This is a genomic window from Pseudomonas sp. 51_B (genome assembly GCF_017491595.1).
Classification (GTDB): Bacteria; Pseudomonadota; Gammaproteobacteria; order Pseudomonadales; family Pseudomonadaceae; genus Aquipseudomonas; species Aquipseudomonas promysalinigenes.
This window is the reverse complement of record NZ_JAFGYW010000014.1, coordinates 69,261-87,302: the sequence shown is the minus strand read 5'-3', so window position 1 is coordinate 87,302 and position 18,042 is coordinate 69,261. Positions and strand designations below refer to the sequence as shown.

At 59.6% G+C, this 18,042-nt stretch carries 16 protein-coding genes; 9 read left to right on the top strand and 7 right to left on the bottom strand.

Annotated elements, in window-relative coordinates; all coding sequences use genetic code 11:
- The first annotated feature begins 154 nt into the window (after nt 1-154).
- From sucC to J5M56_RS16095, 4 genes are all read left to right on the top strand, one after another.
- Entirely contained in the window at nt 155-1,321 is a 1,167-nt protein-coding gene (gene sucC, locus J5M56_RS16110; RefSeq protein ID WP_023381351.1) for an ADP-forming succinate--CoA ligase subunit beta, read from the top strand.
- Entirely contained in the window at nt 1,321-2,205 is an 885-nt protein-coding gene (sucD, locus tag J5M56_RS16105; protein ID WP_016393102.1) for a succinate--CoA ligase subunit alpha, read from the top strand. Before sucC ends, sucD begins: the two co-directional genes overlap by 1 nt.
- Nucleotides 2,206-2,582: 377 nt before the next feature.
- Entirely contained in the window at nt 2,583-3,896 is a 1,314-nt protein-coding gene (gene brnQ, locus J5M56_RS16100) for a branched-chain amino acid transport system II carrier protein (RefSeq protein WP_186478563.1), read from the top strand.
- A 179-nt stretch (nt 3,897-4,075) separates the two neighbouring features.
- Nucleotides 4,076-4,825, top strand: coding sequence for a DUF599 family protein (locus J5M56_RS16095; protein WP_186478562.1), 750 nt, complete (start codon nt 4,076-4,078; stop codon nt 4,823-4,825).
- A 68-nt stretch (nt 4,826-4,893) separates the two neighbouring features.
- On the opposite strand, the gene J5M56_RS16090 is transcribed toward J5M56_RS16095, so the two are convergent.
- Nucleotides 4,894-5,157: a hypothetical protein gene (locus tag J5M56_RS16090; protein WP_060478576.1), complete on the bottom strand. Its 264-nt coding sequence runs from the start codon at nt 5,155-5,157 to the stop codon at nt 4,894-4,896.
- Between the two features lie 152 nt (nt 5,158-5,309).
- On the opposite strand from J5M56_RS16090, the gene J5M56_RS16085 reads away from it, so the two are divergent.
- From J5M56_RS16085 to J5M56_RS16070, 4 genes are all read left to right on the top strand, one after another.
- Complete coding sequence (locus tag J5M56_RS16085; RefSeq protein ID WP_186478561.1) at nt 5,310-5,786, top strand: PaaI family thioesterase; 477 nt, start codon at nt 5,310-5,312, stop codon at nt 5,784-5,786.
- The gene (locus J5M56_RS16080; protein ID WP_186478560.1) at nt 5,783-6,265 is read left to right on the top strand and encodes a PaaI family thioesterase; all 483 of its coding nucleotides are present in this window, start codon (nt 5,783-5,785) and stop codon (nt 6,263-6,265) included. Before J5M56_RS16085 ends, J5M56_RS16080 begins: the two co-directional genes overlap by 4 nt.
- Nucleotides 6,266-6,334: 69 nt before the next feature.
- Nucleotides 6,335-8,242, top strand: coding sequence for a molecular chaperone HtpG (gene htpG, locus J5M56_RS16075; protein ID WP_060478573.1), 1,908 nt, complete (start codon nt 6,335-6,337; stop codon nt 8,240-8,242).
- Between the two features lie 81 nt (nt 8,243-8,323).
- The gene (locus J5M56_RS16070; protein ID WP_186478559.1) at nt 8,324-9,049 is read left to right on the top strand and encodes a dienelactone hydrolase family protein; all 726 of its coding nucleotides are present in this window, start codon (nt 8,324-8,326) and stop codon (nt 9,047-9,049) included.
- Between the two features lie 51 nt (nt 9,050-9,100).
- Here the strand turns inward: J5M56_RS16070 and J5M56_RS16065 are convergent, their stop codons facing one another.
- A complete protein-coding gene (locus J5M56_RS16065; protein WP_186478558.1) occupies nt 9,101-9,982 on the bottom strand; it encodes a pirin family protein in 882 nt (293 codons plus the stop codon).
- Nucleotides 9,983-10,093: 111 nt separating this feature from the next.
- On the opposite strand from J5M56_RS16065, the gene J5M56_RS16060 reads away from it, so the two are divergent.
- On the top strand, nt 10,094-11,101 hold the full coding sequence (locus J5M56_RS16060; RefSeq protein WP_186478557.1) for an amidohydrolase family protein: 1,008 nt from the start codon (nt 10,094-10,096) through the stop codon (nt 11,099-11,101).
- Between the two features lie 51 nt (nt 11,102-11,152).
- Here the strand turns inward: J5M56_RS16060 and fabB are convergent, their stop codons facing one another.
- The 5 genes from fabB to J5M56_RS16035 all read right to left on the bottom strand — a co-directional run bounded on the left by fabB (nt 11,153) and on the right by J5M56_RS16035 (nt 18,038).
- Nucleotides 11,153-12,373, bottom strand: coding sequence for a beta-ketoacyl-ACP synthase I (gene fabB / locus J5M56_RS16055; protein ID WP_186478556.1), 1,221 nt, complete (start codon nt 12,371-12,373; stop codon nt 11,153-11,155).
- 11 nt (nt 12,374-12,384) lie between these two features.
- A complete protein-coding gene (gene fabA, locus J5M56_RS16050; RefSeq protein WP_060478568.1) occupies nt 12,385-12,900 on the bottom strand; it encodes a 3-hydroxyacyl-[acyl-carrier-protein] dehydratase FabA in 516 nt (171 codons plus the stop codon).
- Between the two features lie 217 nt (nt 12,901-13,117).
- A complete protein-coding gene (locus J5M56_RS16045) occupies nt 13,118-15,043 on the bottom strand; it encodes an ATP-binding protein (RefSeq protein ID WP_186478555.1) in 1,926 nt (641 codons plus the stop codon).
- Nucleotides 15,040-15,924, bottom strand: a complete 885-nt coding sequence (locus J5M56_RS16040; RefSeq protein ID WP_186478554.1) for an ABC transporter substrate-binding protein — start codon at nt 15,922-15,924, stop codon at nt 15,040-15,042. Before J5M56_RS16040 ends, J5M56_RS16045 begins: the two co-directional genes overlap by 4 nt.
- Nucleotides 15,924-18,038 (bottom strand): TonB-dependent receptor, encoded by a 2,115-nt coding sequence (locus J5M56_RS16035; protein WP_186478553.1) that lies wholly within the window; start codon nt 18,036-18,038, stop codon nt 15,924-15,926. The genes J5M56_RS16040 and J5M56_RS16035 overlap by 1 nt, the downstream gene beginning before the upstream one ends.
- Between the last annotated feature and the right edge of the window lie 4 nt (nt 18,039-18,042).

Genomic DNA, 18,042 nt, shown 5'->3' with positions numbered 1-18,042 from the left:
GTCTGCCCGTCGTGAGTCTTGCGTGCATGACTCACCGCGGAATGTCCGCCGGACCAGGCTACACGGGAAAACCCGGGGTCAATGGTCACAGGTGGTGCGGCGCCAGTGATGGCGCAGCGCCGAAGCGCAGTACCTAACGAAGACGGTAAAAAGCATGAATCTTCACGAGTATCAGGGTAAGCAGCTGTTCGCTGAGTACGGCCTGCCAGTTTCCAAGGGTTTCGCGGTCGACACCCCTGAAGAAGCAGCAGAAGCCTGCGACAAGATCGGTGGTTCGGAGTGGGTCGTCAAAGCCCAGGTCCACGCCGGTGGTCGCGGTAAAGCGGGCGGCGTAAAGCTGGTTCGCAGCAAGGAAGACGCCAAGGCGTTCGCTGCACAGTGGTTGGGCAAGAATCTGGTTACTTACCAGACCGATGCCAACGGTCAACCCGTCTCCAAGATTCTGGTCGAATCCTGCACCGACATCGCCAAAGAGCTGTACCTGGGCGCTGTAGTGGACCGTTCGAGCCGCCGTATCGTGTTCATGGCCTCCACCGAAGGTGGCGTGGACATCGAGAAAGTCGCGCACGAAACGCCTGAGAAGATCCTCAAGGCCACCATCGACCCACTGGTTGGCGCTCAGCCGTTCCAGGGTCGTGAGCTGGCATTCCAGCTGGGTCTGGAAGGCAAGCAAGTACAACAGTTCGCCAAGATCTTCGTAGGCCTGGCCAAGCTGTTCAAGGATCACGATCTGGCCCTGCTGGAAGTGAACCCGCTGGTGATCAAGGCCGATGGCGATCTGCACTGCCTCGATGCCAAGATCAACATCGACGCCAACGCCATGTACCGTCAGCCTAAGCTGAAGACTTTCCACGACCCGTCTCAGGACGACGCCCGTGAAGCTCACGCTGCCAAGTTCGAACTGAACTACGTTGCCCTTGAAGGTAACATCGGCTGCATGGTCAACGGTGCCGGCCTGGCCATGGGTACCATGGATATCGTCAACCTGCACGGCGGCAAGCCAGCCAACTTCCTCGACGTGGGCGGTGGTGCTACCAAAGAGCGCGTTACCGAAGCGTTCAAGATCATTCTGTCCGACAGCAATGTCGCGGCCGTTCTGGTCAACATCTTCGGCGGCATCGTTCGTTGCGACATGATTGCCGAAGGCATCATCGGTGCAGTGAAAGAAGTTGGCGTCAAGGTTCCGGTTGTGGTTCGCCTCGAAGGCAACAACGCCGAACTGGGCGCTAAAGTACTGGCAGAAAGCGGTTTGAACATCATTGCGGCAACCAGCCTGACCGACGCTGCTCAACAAGTTGTCAAAGCTGCGGAGGGCAAGTAATGAGCGTCCTGATCAATAAAGACACCAAAGTCATCTGCCAGGGCTTCACCGGCTCGCAGGGTACTTTCCACTCCGAACAAGCCATTGCCTACGGCACCAAGATGGTCGGCGGCGTTACCCCAGGCAAGGGTGGTACCACCCACCTGGGCCTGCCGGTGTTCAACACCGTCAAGGAAGCCGTGGAAGCCACCGGCGCTGACGCTTCGGTCATCTACGTTCCAGCTCCGTTCTGCAAGGACTCGATCCTGGAAGCTGCATTCGGCGGCATCAAGCTGATCGTCTGCATCACCGAAGGTATCCCGACCCTGGACATGCTCGATGCCAAGGTCAAGTGCGATGAACTGGGCGTGACCCTGATCGGCCCTAACTGCCCAGGCGTGATCACGCCAGGCGAGTGCAAGATCGGCATCATGCCAGGCCACATCCACTTGCCAGGCAAGGTCGGTATCGTTTCGCGTTCCGGCACCCTGACCTATGAAGCGGTCAAGCAGACCACCGACGCCGGCTTCGGCCAGTCGACCTGCGTAGGTATCGGCGGTGACCCGATCCCAGGCTCGAACTTCATCGATATCCTCAAGCTGTTCCAGGAAGATCCGAAGACCGAAGCGATCGTCATGATCGGTGAGATCGGCGGCTCGGCTGAAGAAGAAGCGGCGGCCTACATCAAGGCCAATGTGACCAAACCAGTCGTTTCCTACATCGCCGGTGTAACTGCACCTGCGGGCAAGCGCATGGGCCACGCTGGCGCCATCATCTCCGGCGGCAAGGGCACTGCGGACGAGAAGTTCGCCGCGCTGCAGGACGCTGGTGTGAAGACCGTGCGTTCCCTGGCTGACATCGGCAAGGCACTGGCCGAGCTGACCGGCTGGGAAGCCAAGAAGTAATACCTGCTACACCCCCCCACGCGCACAAAGGCCACCTTCGGGTGGCCTTTGTCGTTGCTGGCAGGCGCATTTCAGCTTGTGGAAAATTCGATAGGTGCTGTCAGGTTTTTCCACCAGACATTTGCTCGAATCGGCAATAAATTATCGCCGCAGTCAGATAACCAGACGACAAACACTTACGCACATCGGACAAGCAGCACTGGATCAGTGCGTTTGTTGGGTAAAACGGTTAATCTACGCGCTCACTCTGTGCCCGTACCCCAAAAGGGAACGACACGCTAAACGGGTCTGGCTCATCAAGCCGGGCAGCATTTCCCCGCATCCAAATGGGAAATCCCCTCTCGAATCCCGATTTCAGCAGTGTGGTACTACCTTAAATGAAAGTTCTCAAAGGCCAGGATATCCTGGCGCTTGGCTTTATGACGTTCGCGCTTTTCGTAGGCGCTGGCAACATCATTTTTCCGCCTATCGTAGGCCTGCAGTCCGGCCCACACGTATGGATGGCGGCTCTGGGCTTTTTGGTCACTGCTGTGGGCTTACCGGTCATCACCGTAGTCGCCCTGGCCAAAGTCGGTGGCGGCATGGACGCCCTGAGCAGCCCGATCGGCAAGTTCTTCGGTGGCCTGCTAGCGGCCGTTTGCTACCTGTCGGTCGGTCCACTGTTCGCCACGCCGCGTACGGCAACGGTGTCGTTCGAAGTTGGCGTGGCGCCGTTGACGGGTGAAAGCCCAACTGCGCTGTTCATCTACAGCCTGGTTTATTTCGCAGTGGTCTTGGCGGTGTCGATGTATCCAGGCAAGTTGCTGGACACGGTCGGCCGCTTTCTCGCGCCACTTAAGATCATCGCTTTGGCGGTGCTGGGTATTGCAGCCTTCGCCCTGCCGGCCGGGACCATCGGTGAGGCGCAGCCGGCCTACGCCGCCTCGGCATTCTCCAAGGGCTTCTCCGATGGCTACCTGACCATGGACACACTCGGTGCGCTGGTGTTCGGTATCGTCATCGTCAACGCCATTCGTTCGCGTGGTGTCGAATCGCCCAAGCTGATCACCCGCTACGCCATTATCGCCGGCCTGATCGCCGGTGTCGGCTTGGCATTGGTATACATCAGCCTGTTCCGCCTGGGTGCCGGTAGTCACGATATCGCCGCCGGAGCCACTAACGGTGCCGCTGTCCTGCATGCCTACGTGCAGCATACCTTCGGCTCCCTGGGCAGCGGCTTCCTTGCGGTGCTGATTGCCTTGGCGTGCCTGGTGACCGCAGTGGGCCTGACCTGTGCCTGTGCGGAGTACTTCAGCCAGATGCTGCCGTTGTCGTACCGTGCGTTGGTGGTGATCCTAGCTGGCTTCTCGCTGTTGATCTCCAACCTGGGCCTGACCAAGCTGATCATGTTCTCGATCCCGGTCCTCACCGCCATCTATCCGCCATGCATCGTAGTGGTGGGGCTGAGCTTCGTGAAAGAGCTGTGGAATTCGCCTACGCGCATCCTGGCACCGGTAATGCTGGTATCGCTGGTCTTTGGGATCGTCGATGCGATCAAGGGCAGCGACATTGCCCACGTGCTGCCTGATGCCCTGGCACACTTGCCGCTGAGCGATCAAGGCTTGGCCTGGCTGGTGCCGTCGGTGTTGACTCTGATTGGCGCAGTGGTGTGCGACCGTATGCTGGGCAAGCCCCGCGAAGCCTTGGCATAAGCCGTTGATGCCTGAACGCGGCGCCGGCCAAAAGCCATAGGCTGTCTGCCAAGGGTCAAGACGAAGAAAGCCCCGTACCTCTAATGGTGCGGGGCTTTTTCGTTTCAGGTGTGCCTTTTGCCGCTGTTGGACGTCGAAACCCGGATACTTGTATTTGTGCTGCCCCTCGGGAAATCTGCATGAACTTCATCCAAAGCAACCTTCACAACCTACTGGCTGTCTGCTGGTTCGTAGTCTGCTGGGGTGGTTACACCCGCTATGCCATCTGGAAGGGGCGCGATACTGCCTGCCTGGCCAGTGTGCTGCATTTGTACCGGGAAGACTGGATGCGCCGCATGCTGCTGCGCGACAACCGTATTGCAGATGCCAGCGTTATCGGCAACCTGGAGCGCAACGCCTCATTCTTTGCCTCCAGCACGCTGATTATCCTGGCAGGGATTCTGACCGTGTTGGGGGCGTCGGATCGCGCGCTGTCGTTGCTTGCAGACCTACCCCTGGTGCAGCAGACCTCGCAAGGAATGTCCGAGATCAAGCTGCTGTGCCTGGCCTTGGTCTTCGTCTACGCCTTTTTCACGTTCAGTTGGTGCATGCGTCAATACAACTTTGCCGCCGTGCTGGTGGGGTCTGCACCGATGATCGGTGAGCGTCAGGTCAATGAGCTGGAGCGTAAGGCTTTTGCTTCTCGAGCAGCGCGCGTGCTGTCGCTGGCGGCCAACCAGTTCAACTTGGGCCTGCGCTCTTATTACTTTGGGATGGCCATGCTGACCTGGTTCATCAGCCCATGGCTATTCATGGTCATGAGTGTGGGGGTGGTTCTGATTTTGTATCGCCGCGAGTTTCACTCCGATGTACTGGACGTTATGGTCTTCACACCCACTGAAAGTCCAGCGACCGACACGCCAAGAGAAAGTTCCGGCATAACTAACTGAATCGATTAATCGCTAAATCTCAGGCACAAAAAAACCCGACAATGTCGGGTTTTTTTGTTTGGACCCAATTACTGCTTGGCAGGTTCGGTCGGAGCTGGAGTCGCAGGGGCAGCCTCTTGGGCAGCCTTTTGCTCGGCTTCAGCCTGATCTTTGGCGGCTTCGGCATTTTCCTTGGCAGCGTCGTTCATCTTATCCTGAGCATCGCTCATCTTTTCCTGAGCTTGTTCACGGTGTTCTTGTGCGTCCTGGGCTTTGTCTTCACTCGCTTTATCGCAAGCAGCCAGGCCCATGGCAGCAGCCAGCATCAGAGCAAAAGCAAAAGGTTTACGCATGGGGTTGTTTCCTCTTAGTGATAAGTGAGTTGTTTCTTCGAGTTCAGCCCTGCCGAAGAAGTTCCGCATTCGTTCAAGATATATAACGCACCGTTCTACATGGACTTTTTACTGGTTTTATGCCGTCAAGGCAGTGATCACGGAAACAGCGTATGAACGATTCAAGCTTGCCGGCCATGGCCGAACGTTTTCTTTCAGCATTAAGTCACTGTCGGTTGTTGGACATGCGCGTGGCCCATGCCGACAGTGAGGGGATGACGCTGGTCATGCCCTGGTCCCCGGCAATCGTCGGCAACCCGCAGACGGGCGCGGTACACGGCGGGGCATTGACCACCCTGATGGATACAACCTGTGGGATGGCCACGTTGTGCGTACTGCCACGTTTCGAGGTATGCCCGACACTGGACCTGCGTATCGACTACATGCATGGCGCGTTACCCGGCAAGCCAATCTACGGGCATGCTCAATGTTATAGAGTGACACGCGACGTGATCTTCACCCGTGGCACCGCCTATCAGGACGACCCTGGCCAGCCAATCTGCCATGTTGTGGGCACCTTCATGCGCCTGGGTCAGGAGATCAAAGGGGGCATCCGCTTCGGTAACAGTCTCAAGGAGGGTGGCGCATGATCCCTGAAGACGTCCGGTTGCAACTGAACGCTGCCCATGCACGTGGTGAGTACGAGCCGTTGCTAGGCTTGATCCCCTATGCCGGCCTTATCGGTATTCAGTGCCAGCGTGAGGGCGACGACCTGCTGTTTTGCCTACCAGCCAGTCAGCGCAACATTGGCAACCCCTTGCTGCCGGCCATTCATGGTGGTGTCATCGCGGGTTTCATGGAGCTTGCTGCGGCGCTTTACCTGCTTGTCTACAGCGAAAGCGCGAGCATTCCGAAAATCATCGATTTTTCCATCGACTACCTGCGTGCCGGGCATTTTCGCGACACCTACGCCCAATGCCAGTTGTTCCGTCAGGGGCGGCGGGTAACCAACGTGGCCATCACCGCCTGGCAGGCTGACCGACATTCGCCGATCGCCACCGCGCGTGCACATTTCAAGATCGAACCGCAAAAGCCCTTGAAATCGTCCGGGCAGCCCCCATCTGCATGACATCCGCCGTTAAAGCAGGCCATACCGGCCGCCAGGCGCCATTGCCATCAGATCGGAGTTTTGAAGACCATGAGTGTGGAGACTCAAAAAGAAACGCTGGGCTTCCAGACCGAGGTGAAGCAACTGCTGCACCTCATGATCCATTCGCTGTACTCGAACAAAGAGATCTTTCTGCGTGAGCTGATCTCCAACGCCTCCGACGCTGCCGACAAACTGCGCTTCGAAGCCCTGGCCAAGCCAGAGCTGCTCGAGGGCGATGCCGACCTGAAGATCCGTCTGAGCTTCGACAAGCAGGCCGGCACTGTGACCCTCGAAGACAACGGCATCGGCATGAGCCGTGAAGATGTGATTGCTCACCTGGGCACCATCGCCAAGTCGGGCACCGCTGACTTCATGAAGAACCTCACCGGCGATCAGAAGAAGGATTCGCACCTGATCGGTCAGTTCGGCGTTGGCTTCTACTCGGCGTTCATCGTCGCCGACAAGGTCGATGTCTACAGCCGCCGTGCCGGTTTGCCTGCCGCTGAAGGTGTGCACTGGTCTTCCAAAGGTGAAGGCGAGTTCGAAGTTGCAACCATCGACAAGCCCCAGCGCGGCACCCGTATCGTTCTGCACCTGAAAAAAGACGAGCAGGAATTCGCCGATGGTTGGCGCCTGCGTAATGTGGTCAAGAAGTACTCCGACCACATCGCCTTGCCGATCGAATTGCCCAAGGAGCAGCCTGAAGCTGCCGAGGGTGAAGAGCAGCCTGCCCAGGAATGGGAAACCGTCAACCGCGCCAGCGCTTTGTGGACCCGCTCCCGCTCTGAGGTCAAGGACGAGGAATACCAGGAGTTCTACAAGCACATCGGTCATGATTTCGAGAACCCGCTGACCTGGAGCCACAACAAGGTCGAAGGCAAGCTCGAATACAACTCGCTGCTGTACGTGCCTGCTCGCGCCCCGTTCGACCTGTATCAGCGCGAAGCACCTCGCGGCCTGAAGCTGTATGTGCAGCGCGTGTTCATCATGGACCAGGCCGAGTCGTTCCTGCCGTTGTACCTGCGCTTTATCAAGGGTGTGGTCGATTCCAACGACCTGTCGCTGAACGTGTCTCGCGAAATTCTGCAGAAAGACCCGATCATCGACTCGATGAAGACTGCGCTGACCAAGCGCGTATTGGACATGCTCGAGAAGCTGGCCAAGAACGAGCCTGAGCAGTACAAGGGCTTCTGGAAGAACTTTGGCCAAGTGCTCAAAGAAGGCCCTGCAGAAGACTTCGCCAACAAAGAAAAGATTGCCGGCCTGCTGCGCTTTGCGTCCACTCAGGACGACAGCGGCGAGCAGAGCGTGTCGCTGGCTGACTACCTGGCTCGTGCCAAGGAAGGTCAGGACAAGATCTACTACCTCACCGGCGAGTCCTACGCGCAGGTCAAGAACAGCCCGCACTTGGAAGTCTTCCGCAAAAAGGGCATCGAGGTACTGCTGCTGACCGACCGCATCGACGAGTGGCTGATGAGCTACCTGAACGAGTTCGACGGCAAGGCGTTCGTTGACGTTGCACGCGGCGACCTGGACCTGGGCAAGCTGGACTCGGAAGAGGACAAGAAAGCACAGGAAGAAGTGGCCAAGGACAAAGAGGGCCTGGTCGAGCGCCTCAAAGGTGCACTGGGTGACAGCGTGGCAGAGGTGCGTGTTTCCCACCGCCTGACTGACTCGCCTGCGATCCTGGCCATCGGCGAGCAGGACCTGGGCCTGCAGATGCGCCAGATCCTGGAAGCCAGCGGCCAGAAGGTGCCTGAGTCCAAGCCGATCTTCGAGTTCAACCCAACTCACCCGTTGATCGAGAAGCTCGACCACGAGCAGAGTGAAGACCGGTTCGCTGAGCTGTCGCACATTCTCTTCGATCAAGCCGCCCTGGCGGCCGGTGACAGCTTGAAGGACCCGGCGGCTTACGTTCGTCGCCTGAACAAGCTACTGGTCGAGCTATCTGCTTGAGTTGATGCATCACAAAGCCCGCTTCGGCGGGCTTTTTTCATGGCGGGATGTCGTTGCCCCAAAATGCCTAAGGAGTGCTTGATGAGCAAGGTAATCGTCGAATCACTGGTGTATCACCTGTCTGGCAGGACCTATGAAAGCCGCTTGGTCTACGAGCCAGGGGCCCTGGGCCGTCCGGGCTTGGTGATGGCGCCAAACTGGATGGGGATCGCCGAAGGTGCCGAGCGTATCGCCAAGGAAGTGGCCGAGAAAGGCTACGTGGTGCTGATCGCCGACCTGTATGGGCAGTCGGTTCGCCCGTCGAACGCCGAGGAGGCAGGGGCGGCAATGATGCCCTTGAAGAATGACCGTGGTGAACTGCGCAAGCGCATGAAAGAGGCACTGGACCAGTTGCTGGGCCAGTCCAAAGCGCTGCTTGAGCCGGGTAAAGTGGCAGCCTTCGGTTTCTGCTTCGGAGGTTGCTGTGCCCTCGAGTTGGCCCGCAGCGGTGCCGACCTGAAAGCGGCGGTGTCGTTCCACGGCACTCTGGATACCCCCAACCCTGAAGACGCCAAGCGTATCAACGGTTCCGTGCTCGTATTGCATGGGGCTGCCGACCCGTTGGTGCCGAAGGAGCAACTGCCAGCATTCGAAGAGGAAATGACCGCGGCCAAGGTCGATTGGCAACTGTTGAGCTATGGTGGCGCGGTGCATTCGTTCACCGACCCGAATGCCAATGTGCCTGGCAAGATGCAGTACGATCGCCGCACTTCGGAGCGGGCGTTCCGCTCGATGCACAACCTGCTCAGCGAAGTATTCCAGCGCTGATACCGCATGGGGCTGCCTTGCAGCCCATTCACGGGTTAGACCGCGAATGGGCTATGAAGCGGCCCTGGTTCCATGCGGTAGCTCAATCCTCGATGTTTCGCCCGGCACCACCGGCCAATCGCCGGCAGCCCACCTGACCCGAGCTTGCTCGATCAGTTCTGGGTCACTGGCCACAAAATTCCAGTTCATCCGCCGCGGGCCGTCCAATGGCGCGCCACCAATCAGCACCAGCTGGCATGTTTGCTCGGCATAGAGTGTGACCTCCTGCCCTTGTGGTAACAGAATCAGGCTGCAAGCCTCTATCCGATCGCTGTCCATCCACAGCTCGCCGTCGAGCAGATACAGCGCCCGCTGGGCATGTTCGTCAGGCACGACCAAGGTAGCGGCAGGCTGCATGAGCACGTGCGCATAAAGGGTAGGGGAGAGCACCTGCACCGGCGATTCTAGGCAAAAGCCGTTACCAGCAATCATGCAGATACGTACGCCTAGGTTGTCACTGACCGGGAGGGTTGCCGCTGGGTGGTGGTGGTAACTCGGCTCGCCCTGCTCGAGTGCTTTTGGTGAGGCCAGCCATACCTGCAGCCCATGCAAGCGCGAGCCCTGGGCCAGGGCGTCTGCTGGTGTGCGTTCGACATGCGCTACACCTTTGCCGGCAGTCATCCAGCTCACATCACCTGGCAGTACGCGTTGTTCCGAGCCTAGGCTGTCCTTGTGCACAAGCGCGCCTTCGAACAGGAAGGTGAGGGTCGACAGGCCGATATGCGGGTGTTGGCGAATGTCCATGCCCTGGCCCGGCGCATAGTCGGTCTTGAGCATGTGGTCGAAGAACACGAACGGCCCGACGCTGCGGCACTGTGCTGAAGGCAGCGGGCGCAGAATCGGCTGGCCTTCCACCGATTCGGCGCGTGGGCGGATGATCAGTGGACTACTCATGCTCGGCTCCAGAAAGTGGCATACGCCCAGCATAGCGGTTTCCTGGGCGCTGCTGAACCGATGCGCGGCCTGTTCGGTCTACCCTTTTCAAAACTGAGGAGGAGGGCGCCCATGATTGCAAGAACGCTGGCCTGCATGCTGTTGTCTGGCTGGCTAAGCCAGGCGGCCCAGGCTCGTGACTACCAGTACAGTGATGCGCACCTGCATTACGTAGACTTCTTTCAGGAAACCGAAGGCATGGCAGCGCTCATCAAGGCCATGGACCAGGCGGGCGTTGAGCATGCGATGATTTCGGGAATCCCAGTGGCCAAGAAATGGCATGAAGACGAACCCAAGCGCCCGCGCTATTACGCCGGTGATGACGCCGACGCCTATTGGTACAGTGCCACCGATACCTACGTAGCGGCTGCGCTGAACAGGCTTGCGCCCGAACAGAGAAAGCGCTTCCATCCGTTTCTAAGCGGTTTCAACCCGGTGGACAAGAATGCCGTGAGCCATATCGAGCGTATGCTCGACCTCGATCCTGAGCTGTGGCAGGGCATTGGCGAAGTATTCACACGTCATGACGACCTGACTGCGTTGACCAGCGGCGAAACGCCCAGGGCCAACAACGAGGCCATGGCGCGTATCTATCACCTGGCCGCGGAGCGGGACATGCCGGTGTTGCTGCACTCGAACATCACTTCAAAGCGTGAACGTAACCCGCTGTACCTGGCTGAGCTGGAAGAGCCATTGCGCAATCATCCGCATACCCGCTTCATCTGGGCCCATGCGGGCAGTAGCGCAGAGATCCATCGGCATCAGACTCGGATGGACTTTCTCCTGCCAGTACTGACGCGACTGCTGGCTGACTATCCCAACCTCTACGTGGATTTATCGTGGAGCGTGTTACAGCCGTACCTACTGGATGAACACGGTGTGCCGAGCCCGGACTGGGTCGCGCTGGTCGAGCGTCATCCGGATCGATTCATGCTGGGGTCGGATGTGGTGGGGCGGTTCGGTAGTCTTGGCGAGCAGATGCAGGGTTTCAAACCGTTTCTGGATGCATTGCCGGAGGAGGTGGCGAACAAAGTGGCAAGGGACAATTTTCTGGCCGTATTGCCCAAGCACCGCAAATGAAAACGCCCCGAACCAGTCGGGGCGCTCAGTACAGCTAACTGCTGCGGGCTGTTACTTGCCGGTCCAGCGCTTGAGCACCAGGGTGGCGTTGGTGCCGCCGAAGCCGAAGCTGTTGCTCATGACCGTATCGATCTTGGCGTTTTCTTCGGTTTTGCGCAGCACTGGCAGGTCGGCGACCTCAGGGTCCAGCTCGTCGATGTTGGCGGAGCCGGCGATGAAGTTGTTTTCCATCATCAGCAGGCAATAGATCGCCTCGTGCACGCCGGCAGCGCCCAGGGAGTGGCCCGACAAGCTCTTGGTCGAGCTGATCTTCGGTGCCTTGTCGCCGAATACTTCACGCACGCCTTTCATTTCCGCAACGTCACCGACCGGGGTCGAAGTGCCGTGGGTATTGAGGTAGTCGATAGGGGTGTCGACGGTGGACAGCGCCTGCTGCATGCAACGAATAGCACCTTCGCCGCTTGGCGCGACCATGTCGTAGCCATCGGAAGTGGCGCCATAACCGACGATTTCGGCGTAGATCTTCGCGCCGCGGGCCAGGGCATGTTCCAGCTCCTCGACCACTACCATGCCACCACCGCCTGCGATGACGAAGCCATCACGATCGGCGTCGTAGGCACGCGAGGCCTGTTCGGGGGTATCATTGCGCTTGGTCGACAGGGCGCCCATGGCGTCGAACAGGAACGACTGGCTCCAGTGCTCTTCTTCACCGCCACCGGCGAAGACGATGTCCTGTTTGCCCCACTGGATTTGCTCCAGGGCGGTGCCGATGCAGTGAGCCGATGTGGCGCAGGCCGACGAGATCGAGTAGTTGATGCCCTTGATCTTGAACGGAGTGGCCAGGCATGCCGACACGGTGCTGCCCATGGTGCGCGTTACGCGATACGGGCCAACACGCTTGACGCCTTTTTCACGCAGGGTGTCCAGCGCTTCCATCTGGTTCAGGGTCGAAGCGCCGCCAGAACCGGCCACCAGGCCAGTGCGTGGGTTGGATACCTGCTCTTCAGTCAGGCCGGCGTCCTTGATCGCGTCCTGCATCGCCAGGTAGGCGTAGGCAGCGGCGTGGCCAACGAAGCGGTAGACCTTACGGTCGATCAGTTCTTCGAGGTTCAGGTCGATGGAGCCGGAAACCTGGCTACGCAGCCCCTGTTCCTTGTATTCCGGGTTGTAACGGATACCCGGACGGCTGTTGCGCAGGTTTTCGGTGACGGTAGCTTTGTCATTGCCCAGGCACGATACGATGCCCAGACCAGTGATAACGACGCGGCGCATGCGAATAACCCTTAGAAATTGTCAGTGGAGGTGAACACGCCGACCCGCAGGCCTTCGGCGGTGTAGATCTCGCGGCCATCGACGCTGACCGAGCCATCGGCGATGGCCATGTTCAGCTTGCCCTTGAGGACGCGCTTGATGTGAATGTTGTAAGTGACTTTCTTGGCGGTAGGCAGTACCTGGCCGAAGAACTTCACTTCACCCGAACCCAGTGCGCGGCCACGGCCCGGCAGGCCTTGCCAGCCGAGGAAGAAACCGACCAACTGCCACATCGCGTCAAGGCCCAGGCAGCCTGGCATGACCGGGTCGCCTTCGAAGTGGCAGGCGAAGAACCACAGGTCCGGGGTGATATCCAGCTCGGCGACCAATTCACCTTTGCCGTACTTGCCGCCTTCTTCGCTGATATGGGTGATGCGATCGACCATCAGCATGTTCGGCGCGGGCAGTTGCGCATTACCTGGGCCGAACAGCTCACCGCGACTGCAGCGCAGCAGCTCTTCCCGAGTAAAGGCTTGTTGTTTGGTCATGCGAGCTCCTCAATAACCCCCTGTGGCAGGGGATGAATCTTCCCGGCCGCTCCTTCTAGCATCTGGAGCGGCAGCCTACAGGTAGACTATTGCGTTGTGGTGAAAGTCACAGTGCACCCGGCGAAAGAAGTACAGGTGTGCACTGAAACGTCTATTTTCAGGTCCGAATAAGGTCCTGTCCAGTCTTTAAGACTGCCAAGACTGCCGCAATTTAGCATTAATCGCCAGTCGCCGCTGACCGTGGGGGTAACCAGCGTTGCAATATGCGTTGCAAATCAGTCCGACGGAACGGTTTGCTTAGGTAATCATTCATGCCTGCAGCCAGGCAGCGCTCACGGTCACCCTGCAATGCATTGGCGGTCAAGGCGATGATCGGCAGCTGCCCACCGCCGGGCAACAGCCGGATACGCCGGGTGGCTTCATAGCCATCGACTTGCGGCAAGCGACAGTCCATCAGCACCGCTGCAAACGGCTGCTGGCTGACATATTCAACCGCCTGCAAACCGTCCTGAGCCACGCTGACCTCCATGCCCAAGCTACGCAACATGGCTTCGATCACGCTCTGATTGACTGGATTGTCCTCCACCAGCAGGATGCGATTGCCCACCGGTAGGGGAGCACCCTCCGCTGCGCTACCCAGCGCTGCTGCCGGTACACTGCTGGCCAAGGGCAGCGGTACTTCCAGGGTGAACGTCGAGCCAAGCCCTGCGCGGCTTTGAGCGCGCAACTTGCCGCCCATGCGCTCAGCCAGGGTGCGAGCTATCGACAGGCCCAGGCCTGTACCGCCGTAGCGGCGAGAAATCGAGCTGTCGGCTTGCTGGAAGGCGACGAACATCATTTCCAGGCGATCGCTGTCGATGCCGATGCCGGTGTCGCGCACGCTGCAGGTGAACCTCAGCGATTGCCGGTCGAGCATTTGCCAGCTCGCCTGGACCTGGATCTCGCCGCGCTCGGTGAACTTCAGCGCATTGCCGATCAAATTGAGCAGAATTTGACGAATGCGGGTTGGGTCGCCAACCACGATTGGCTTTGCATCTTCGGCCGGTAACTTAAGGTGCAGGTCCAGGTTACGCTGCTGCGCACTGTGCTGGAACGACTGCACGCTGCTGGCGATCAGCTCGGCGAGGTTGAACTCGATGCGCTCGAGCTCCAGCGCAGTACGTTCGATCCGCGAGAAGTCGAGGATGTCGTTGATGACCTTAAGCAGGTGGCCGGTAGACTCGCTGGCCACTGCCGTGTATTCGGCCTGTTCGCTGGTCAGTTGGGTAGTTTCCAGCAGTTGCAGCATGCCCAGCACACCATTCATGGGCGTGCGCAGTTCATGGCTCATCATCGCCAGGAATTCCGACTTGGCGCCGTTGGCCTGCTCGGCCTCCTCGCGAGCCTGGATCAACTGGGCGATGGCCTGCTTTTGCTCGGCACTGGCCTGGTCCAGCGCATTGGCCAGGTTGTTGATATGGCGCGCCAGGTGGCCGAGTTCACTGTCGTCTACCACTGGCAGCGGGGCATTGAATTCTCCCTGCTGAATGGCCTTGACTGCGTGCCCCATGGCGCTGATCGGTCTGGCCAGGCTCATGGCCAGCCGACGGGCCAGCAAAAAGGTGAACACTAGAGCGAACAGGGCGAGGATGGCGGCCTTGATGACGATTTCCTGCTGCCGCTGGCTGAACGCATCGTCGGACATGCCGACGATCACCCGGCCCAGGTAGTCATCGCCGATGCCGGCCGTGGGTGCCTTGCCTTGTTGCAGAAAGTCGCTGTCCAGGCGGATTTGCTGCAGCCGGATCGGTGCCTGGAATACCTCTACCTGTTGTGCCCGATTGCCGCTCTCGTCGCGCTGCTCGACGTACACCAGGATGTGGTTGCGGCTGTCCTGTACCTCCAAGAAACGTACATGGGGAATGCTCAGCGTTGCGCGCATCAACCCTTCCAGCACTTCATTGTTTCCAGATATCACGCCGTATTCGGATGCAGGCGCCAGTTGGTTGGCAATCAACTGCCCGGTGTGGTTCAGCTCCTGGCGTAAGTCCTGAATTCGGACGAAGGTGAAGAAGCTGATCAACAGCAACGTCAGCAACAATGCAGGACCAAGGCTGATGATCTGAGTGCGGGTATGGATGTCCCAGCTCAGGCGTTTGCTCATGGCTTGGGTTCTCCTTCGGCCAGGGCTTTGGCGGTGGCGTTCGGATCAATGGGTTCAAGCCCCAGAGCGCGTGCCACTTGCTGGTTACCGCTGACGCCAAAGCGTGCCGGATACAAACTGCGGGGCCAGCGCGCCGGCGGTTGGTCGAGCAACTGATCGAGCACGCTCAGCCAGTCTTCCTGATCGCTGTAGGTACTGGCCAAGGCGCCGGCGCGCACGAACCCTACGTTCGGGCCTATCAGCGCCATTTGCCGGCTGTAGCTGCTGAGCAGCAAATTCTTTGCCGTTTTGGAGTTGTACAGCTGTGGGTCGTCCAGCCCCAGCAGCACGTCGCTGGTGCCCAGCAGGTGCTGCAATGGGCGGCTGTCGCGCGGGTCTGGCCAGTCCTCTGCGACGATTTCCAGCCCCAATGGACGCGCGGCCTGGCGCAGTTCATCGAGCAGAAAGCGGCTGTGTTCACCGTACAACACGCCAATGCGCTGGGCCTGCGGCAGCAAGTAGCGGGCCAGGCGCAGTTGCCGGGCCATCGGCGGGTCGCTCCACAGCAGCGTCAGGTACCCAGGGCGCGACTTTCCCAGGCGCTGCTCAGCCTGCACCCGGCTGATACGCATGGCCAGGGCGGGTGGGCCGTTATGCTGGCCAAGGCGCCAGTCGAGCGCGACAGTGTCGAGCAGCACCAAGCGCACGTCAGCCTTGAGCTGGTCGGGGCGGGAGAGTTCGGCGACGCTTTGGAAACGTACTTGGTCATGGCTGCGCCGCTCTTGCAGCGCTTGCGCGAAGTTGCGTACGCCTGGCTGATCTTCGCCGACCAGCAGGATTTCGCTGGCAGACAGCGAGCCCAATGGCCAAAGACACAGCAGCAGGCGTAGCAGCAGGGCCATCAGAATTCCAGCTCCGCACTGACGCTCAGGCGATGGCGGCTGTCGTAGCGGTTCTGTTCCACGGTGGTGGGTTGGTCGTCCAGGCGTTGCTGCCACAATGCCGCCAACTCAAGGGTGCTGCCCTGTATGTGAAAACGCTTGGCCACGCGCAGGTCGAGGCGTTCGTAGCGGTACTGGTTGAGGGCGTCGTCACCGTAGTAGAACAATCCACTCGACCAGCCTTTCCCCCATTCGCGCATCCATCCCGCTGAGCCACTGTTGCGTGCGCTGAGGCGGCGGTCTGCGGTGTTGCTGGCCCAGGCGTCGACGTAGGCATAGGTCAGGCGCAGGCGATCGCGCGCAGCCACGCGCCAGTCCAACTGTGCCTCGCTACCGGTGAACCTGGCCTTGTTGGCGTTGCTGGCAATGAACTGGTTGTTCTTCAGCGGCTCGCTGATCATGCCGGTGATTTCGTCGTAGAACAGCTTCACATCCACGTTCAAGTCGATGTCGCTGAAATAACCGTTGTAGCCCAGTTCCCTAGAGCGCATACGCTCTTGTTCCAGATCCCCAGGGCCGCGGGTCTTGACGAAGTACTCGGCATTGCGCTGGCCGAACGCTGCGGGGCTTAGATTCTTGACCGTGTAGCTCCAGTTGACGTTGTTCTCGAACATGTCGGGTGAGCGCACGGCCTCCGAATAGACTGCACGCAAGCCATGGCGCGGTGTGATGAGGTAGTTGACCGCCATGCGTGGGGTCAGGGAGCTACCGGACAGGCGCGAATTCTCCAGCATTGCGCCGCCCTGAACGATCCAGTGCTCGTCAGCGCGCCATTCCAGCTGGCCGAACAGGCGCCAGGTCTGATCGTCAACGCTGCCATTGAAGTAGGTCTGCGAATCGGCGCGATCATAACGGTAATTCATGCCGCTGAGCAGGCGCAGGCTGTCGGTCAGGCTGAGGGTGTCCTGGATTTCCAGGTCATAGCGGGTTTCTCGCGTGCTCTGGTCGACATCGCCGCACACCACGTTCCTGCCGCCCTGGTTGTTCCATTGGTCCTTGATGGCGTCGACCAGCGCCTGTTCTTCAGGGTTGCTGCTGCTTGGCGGGTTGTTGGCTCCGCGGGCGACCTTTTCGGCAAAGTCAGGGTTCATCTGCCATAGGCGCGTCAGCTCCGGGCTGAACGACAGGGCCGCATCGCACGCGCGCCACACCTGCTGGCGATCGAAATGCTGGGCCGAACCCTGTACGTACAGGCTGTGCTCGGGGTTGAAATCGATGTTCCAGCGCACCGAGCCTGCGTAATCCTTGGCGTCGACGTCAGCGTTGTTGCCAGTCTGAGTGACATAGGGGAAAACCGGCTGGTAAGTATAGGGCCGCTGGTTGCTGCCTTCTTTCGCTGCCAGCTGCCACTCAAGGGTCTGATCGGGGGCCAGGACGTGGCTCACGCTCAGGTTGAAGCGGTTCAGGCGACGACTGTCGCGGTAGTTCTGGCCGAACTGATTTTCGTCGAAACCATCGTCCTGCTGGCCGGACACCGACAGACGCAGGTCGCCACCCTCCCAGCCCAGGCCGTGGCTCAGGTAGTAGTCATTGATGCCGTCCTGGCCGCGCGTCAGCTTCATCCGTGTACCGTGACTGTCTGCCGGGTTGCGGGTCAGGATGTTGACCACCGCCATCAATGCGTTGGCGCCATAGCTGACAGTGTTCGGGCCGCGGAACACCTCGATGCGCTCGATGTCTTCGATGGCTACCGGAATGTCGCTCCAGTCCACGGTGGCCAGCCCTGCGCGGTACACCGAGCGGCCGTCGATCAGCACTTGCATGCGTCGAGCATCGTTGACGTTGCTGCCGTGATAGTTGACGGTCGGCTGGTTACCGGCGCCGTAGCCAATCATCATCCCCGGGACCAGGCGCAGCAGCTCGGGGATATCACGGGCGCCGCTGGCGCGAATCAACTCGTTGTCGAGTACGGTCATGCTGCCCGGCACTGCCGCCGGGGACTGTTTAAGGCGAGTTGCGGTCAGAACCTGCGGCAGGTCGCTGTTGTCGATGAACAAGTCATCGGCCAAGGCTGGGCCGCCGAGCAGGGCCGTCAGCAGCAGCACGCGAGGGTAAGGGGGCAGGCCAAGGAACACAGGA